This window comes from Streptococcus mitis, assembly GCF_001579035.1.
GTDB lineage: Bacteria > Bacillota > Bacilli > Lactobacillales > Streptococcaceae > Streptococcus > Streptococcus mitis_J.
Window position 1 is genome coordinate 333,725 of sequence record NZ_KQ970286.1, and the last position, 1,000, is coordinate 334,724.

At 44.9% G+C, this 1,000-nt stretch carries 1 protein-coding gene and 1 pseudogene; both read left to right on the plus strand.

The window, feature by feature from the left end:
* Positions 1 to 729, plus strand: a 729-nt coding sequence (locus tag SMIDD26_RS04085) for a dihydroorotate dehydrogenase electron transfer subunit (RefSeq protein WP_134990156.1), incomplete at its 5' end; no start/stop codon positions are given.
* Positions 730 to 739: 10 nt separating this feature from the next.
* Positions 740 to 1,000 (plus strand): annotated as a pseudogene (locus tag SMIDD26_RS12725) (dihydroorotate dehydrogenase catalytic subunit); the annotation flags it as partial.

Below are 1,000 nucleotides of genomic sequence, written 5' to 3' on the forward strand. Positions count from 1 at the left end.
ATCGCGCCAGCAATCTTTGAATTAGTCCTAGAAGGAGAAATGGTTGAAGCCATGCGAGCAGGCCAATTTCTTCATCTGCGTGTGCCTGATGACGCCCATCTCTTGCGTCGTCCTATTTCAATTTCATCTATCGATAAGGTTAAGAAGCAGTGTCATCTCATTTATCGGATTGAAGGGGCTGGGACAGCTATTTTCTCAACCTTAAGTCAGGGAGATACTCTTGATGTGATGGGGCCTCAGGGGAATGGATTTGACTTGTCTGAACTGGACAATCAGAGCCAGGTTCTCTTAGTTGGTGGGGGGATTGGTGTACCTCCCTTGCTTGAGGTGGCTAAGGAATTGCATGCGCGTGGTGTGAAAGTAGTGACAGTCCTCGGTTTTGCCAACAAGAATGCTGTTATTTTAGAGACGGAATTGGCCCAATATGGGCAGGTCTTTGTAACGACAGATGATGGCTCTTATGGTATCAAGGGAAATGTTTCCGTTGTTATCAAGGATTTAGACAATCAATTTGATGCTGTTTATTCATGTGGGGCTCCTGGAATGATGAAGTATATCAATCAAACCTTCTATAACCATCCAAGAGCCTATCTATCTTTGGAATCTCGTATGGCTTGTGGGATGGGAGCTTGCTATGCCTGCGTCCTAAAAGTGCCAGAAAGCGAGACAGTCAGCCAACGCGTCTGTGAAGATGGCCCTGTTTTCCGCACAGGAACAGTTGTATTATAAGGAGAAAATCATGACTAGAAATCGTTTACAAGTTTCTCTACCTGGCTTGGATTTGAAAAATCCGATTATTCCAGCATCGGGCTGTTTTGGTTTTGGTCAAGAGTATGCCAAGTACTATGATTTAGACCTTTTAGGTTCTATTATGATCAAGGCGACAACACTTGAACCACGTTTTGGCAATCCAACTCCAAGGGTAGCAGAGACGCCTGCTGGTATGCTCAATGCAATCGGCTTGCAAAATCCTGGTTTGGAGGTTGTTTTGGCTGCAAAG